Source organism: Coprococcus sp. ART55/1 (assembly GCF_000210595.1).
GTDB lineage: Bacteria > Bacillota > Clostridia > Lachnospirales > Lachnospiraceae > Coprococcus > Coprococcus aceti.
In genome coordinates this window covers 2,719,196-2,723,495 of the sequence record NC_021018.1, presented here as the reverse complement: position 1 = coordinate 2,723,495, position 4,300 = coordinate 2,719,196, and the positions used below count along the sequence as shown (strand labels likewise).

The following is a 4,300-nucleotide window of genomic DNA, read 5'->3' as shown; positions in this document are numbered from 1 at the left end:
TAATGAATACTTTACCGTGAATTTTCTTGTGTAGCCGCATGCCAGACCTGCAGTTATCGTACTTCCGGATCTTGATATTCCCGGAAGCGTAGCAACAGCCTGTACCAGACCTACAAATATGGCGTTTCTGTATGTAGCCTTTGCCGCACTCTTCTTACCAACCGGCAGTCTGTCCGCAAAATACAGGATAACAGATGTTATACACAGACAGATACCCGGTATCAAAAGTGTATCTCCCGCATGTCCTATAGCTTTGTCAAATGGGACTGCGATCACCGTCGTCGTAAGAGTTGACACGAGTATGAGCATAACAAACTTTCTGTATGCCGTACACACGATCTTCCTATACGGATATATCTGTTCCTCCTTCGAGGTCTTGTTCTTTATGAAATTTACCAGATTGACACAGCAGTCTCCAACTATCTTGAGTCCCTCTATAACAAGCTTCTTTATATCTGCCCAGTAGACTATAAATATGGCAACCAGCGTGCCAAAATGGAGCAGTATGTCAAATAATATACCCGTATCGGTCTCCACTCCAAAAATATTCTTGAAAATAGCCAGATGTCCCGAACTGCTGACTGGAAGAAATTCTGTAGCTCCCTGTATTATTCCCATCAAAATTGCCTGTAATAAGCTCATGACCAACCTCCCTTGATCGATGTTTATACAATATCCTATGGAATTTTACTATCATTTTCTTAATTAATCAAGTCATACAGCGTTTTTAAAGCCGCCGACATACCACCGATCCTGTCTATAACCCTTTTTTCGACAGCCTGTTTTCCTATCAGAACCGAGCCCACATCCTTGGTCAGCTCTGTCGTGTTAAACATAAGTTTCTCCAGTTCTTTCCTGTCTATAGATGAGTGATCCACTGTGAACTGTATGATCCGCTCCTGCATCTTCTCTATATATTCAAAGTTCTGCTTAACTCCAAGCACCGCCGTATTTGTCCTTATTGGATGAACTATCATCGTTGCGGTCGGCACTATAAAAGACACATTTCCCGACACCGCCAGAGGAACTCCTATGGAATGTCCGCCGCCAAGCACGATATTGACGACCGGCTTTGACAGGCTGGACAACATCTCAGATATGGCAAGTCCGGACTCAACATCGCCTCCGACCGTATTTATCAGAGTCAAGACTCCCTTTACATCTCCGCAGTTTTCTGCCTGGGCTATCACCGGAAGCAGCTTCTCGTAGCTTGTACTCTTCATACCGGCAGGAAGCTTGTCATGCCCCTCAATCTCTCCATATATTCCACATAACAGGATATAACCTCCACCTGGAACATCCATAACATGTATGTTGTCAGTGAGTTTTAACCTCTCAGCGATCGATACCGATTCCACTTCGCCTGCACCACCTTCCAACCCCAATCCACTCATTCCGCATCAGGGCAAAAATTAAGAAGGGCTGAGCCCTTCTTAACTTAATATGGTATAAATAATGTATTTATATTCATTACATTACAAGCACGATATCGTTTGTATCAGCAAGCTTGTCAGCAGGGATATAATTGGCCTCAAGTTTCTCACCATTTAATGTGAGGCTCTGGAAACCGCTCTCATGTCCATCAGGATTCTGAACCTTGATTGAGAGCTTCTTACCCCTGAACATCTTCTCGATCTCAAACTCCTTCCAGTCTGATGGGACTGAAGGCGCGATCTTGATTCCGCCAAAGTCTGGTCTCATACCCATGATACCCTCAACGCAGCCAACCATACATGTGGATGCTGTACCTGTAAGCCAGTGTACATGAGCGCGACCCTCAAATGGACTTCCAACAGACTCTGTGAACTGTCCATGGCAGTATGGCTCAAGCTTTCTGATCTCTGCCTTATCATTCATGGATGCAGGAGAGCTCTCGTTGAAATACTCAAACGCTCTGTTTCCATGTCCCATGAGCGCCTCGGCAAGTATTATCCAGCCCTGTGGCTGTGAGAATATACCCGCATTCTCCTTTGTTCCTGCATTGAACAGAAGCATGAGTGCTCCGTCAAATGCATGCTCTCTGTATGGTGGGAACATAAGTCTCACACCGTACTCTGTGTTAAGCTCCCTGTGAACAGACTCAAGGGCGATCTCAGACTGCTTTCTTGTGGCAAGTCCGCTTATAACTGCCCATGACTGAGGATTCAGCCACATGCTTGCCTCAGGATCATTCTTTGAACCGATGACCTGTCCGCCTTCCTTGTATCCACGGATGAATCTGTCATCCTCCCAGCACTTCTCCTGAATGGTCTCACCCATCTTGTACTGAATGCTGTTGATGTAATCTATGTACTCTGCATCATCCTTCATCTCAGCAAAATACTTGATAACTGTCATCGCATAGTAGAGCTGCATTGCAACAAATGTTGACTCGCCTCTCTTTCCAAGTCTCAGACAGTCATTCCAGTCTGCCCAGAGTCCTGCCGGCATACCATTATCTCCAAGTCTGTTCATGGAGAAATCTATCGCTCTCTTAAGATGCTCATAAACTGTACCCTCATCCTTGTTGGCAAATGGAATAACCTCGTCTATGAAGTCAAGGTTGCCTGACTCAGCAATATACTTATATACAGTTGGGAACAGCCAAAGTGCGTCGTCTGCACGGTATGCAGGATGTCCTGTCTCCTGTACATATGATGGATCATCCGGTGTATCCTCATGACCTGCGTTATGTGTGAACTTTACAAGTGGAAGTCCACCGCCGTTGTCAACCTGTGCTGACAGCATGAATCTGATCTTCTCAAGAGCCATCTCAGGTGCAAGGTGGATAACGCCCTGGATATCCTGAACTGTATCTCTGTATCCATATCCGTTTCTCAGACCACAGTATGAGAATGATGCAGCTCTTGACCATATGAATGTCATGAAACACTGGTATGCATTCCATGTATTTACCATGTTGTTGAATGAATCACTAGGTGTGTGCACCTGGAAGTTGTTGAGCTTTGAATGCCAATACTCGATCAGCTCGTCAAGCTCCTTCTGACATGCTGCGGCAGGATCTGCGTATCCGGCTATGACAGCATTTGCAGCGTCATTGTCCTTCATTCCGACTATGAATGCAAAATCCTTTGACTCGCCCGGAGCAAGTGTGAATTTTGTCTGGAGTCCACCGCAGGCATTGCTGTTGTAGTTGAGCTTGTTGCCAAGATCTCCATTTATAACTCCGATCGGATTGCCGTAGCCGTGATATCTTCCAAGGAACTCCTCCTTGTCACCACAGTATGATGCAACATCACTTCCGGCAAGTGCAAAGAATCTTTTGTTTGCCTTACTTCCATTGATCTCAGCCTTCTCAACATTCTCATTGATGACCTGAAGGATCTTGTTGTTGTCCATGAAATATGTTCTGGTTATGAACAGTGTATACTGGAGATTTACCTGATCCTGCTCATAATTGCAGTCATTTGTAAACTCACAGTATCCGATAGCTGAAAGGTTACGAGGCTTATCAGAGTTGTTGGTAACTCTCACCTTCCACACTTCATGTGTCTTGTTAAGTGGAACATAATACATCACCTCTGACTTGATATCAGAATAATCTGCATACATCTTTGTATATGCCGTTCCATGGTGACATTCACTCTTATACACATCAAGACTCTTGCCTACCGGCTGCCATGATGCTGACCAGTAATCCTTTGTGTCATCATCGCGAAGATATACATATCTTCCAGGCTGATCAAAGCTGTTAAATATGTATCTCAGTATTCTTCCGTTTGCTCCTGACTTCTCAAAGCTGTAGCCTCCTGCGTTGTTGGAGATTATAGCTCCGTATTCCGGTGAACCAAGGTAGTTTGCCCAAGGTGCCGGGGTGTCTGGTCTGTCAATTACATACTCTTTGTTCTGTTCGTCAAAATAACCGTATCTCATATGTTCCCCCTTAAATCTGCATTTATTTTTTAGTTTGTTTATGTATGCCTTTATTTACTACAATGCCCCGGAACCGGCCATATGACAGACCGGCTTCGAGACATCAAATTTACCCTTATAAAAAATATCCTTATTATAGTTTAGCTCAGAACTGTTATTTACTGTACATCCTTGAGACTCAGGCTTATTCTTCCTGCTCTCTCGTCGATCTTGATGACCTTAACGTCAACCTCATCACCTACATTTACAACATCCTCAACCTTTGCAACTCTCTTGTCTGAAAGCTTTGAGATGTGGATGAGTCCATCCTTGTTAGGTGCAAGCGATACGATAGCTCCACAGTCGATAACTTTTACAACCTTACCATGGTAGTTCTTGCCAACCTCAAGAGGCTCTACGATCATGTTGATCATCTCGATAGCCTTGT

4 protein-coding genes are annotated in these 4,300 nt (G+C 44.5%); all 4 read right to left on the bottom strand.

Going from position 1 to position 4,300, the window contains the following annotated elements; genetic code table 11:
• The coding region (locus tag CCU_RS12230) for an undecaprenyl-diphosphate phosphatase (RefSeq protein ID WP_208896236.1) at window positions 1-642 on the bottom strand (642 nt) is incomplete at its 3' end.
• A 59-nt stretch (window positions 643-701) separates the two neighbouring features.
• Complete coding sequence (locus CCU_RS12225; protein ID WP_022216527.1) at window positions 702-1,358, bottom strand: ClpP family protease; 657 nt, start codon at window positions 1,356-1,358, stop codon at window positions 702-704.
• A 112-nt stretch (window positions 1,359-1,470) separates the two neighbouring features.
• Window positions 1,471-3,873: a GH36-type glycosyl hydrolase domain-containing protein gene (locus CCU_RS12220; protein WP_015534880.1), complete on the bottom strand. Its 2,403-nt coding sequence runs from the start codon at window positions 3,871-3,873 to the stop codon at window positions 1,471-1,473.
• A gap of 158 nt (window positions 3,874-4,031) precedes the next feature.
• Window positions 4,032-4,300: S1 RNA-binding domain-containing protein (locus tag CCU_RS12215; RefSeq protein WP_208896235.1), on the bottom strand; the 269-nt coding region annotated here is incomplete at its 5' end.

Bases quoted from the DNA above. Each gene is read 5' to 3' on its own strand.
- CCU_RS12220 (WP_015534880.1), bottom strand. From the start codon at position 3,873: ATGAGATACGGTTATTTTGACGAACAGAACAAAGAGTATGTAATTGAC.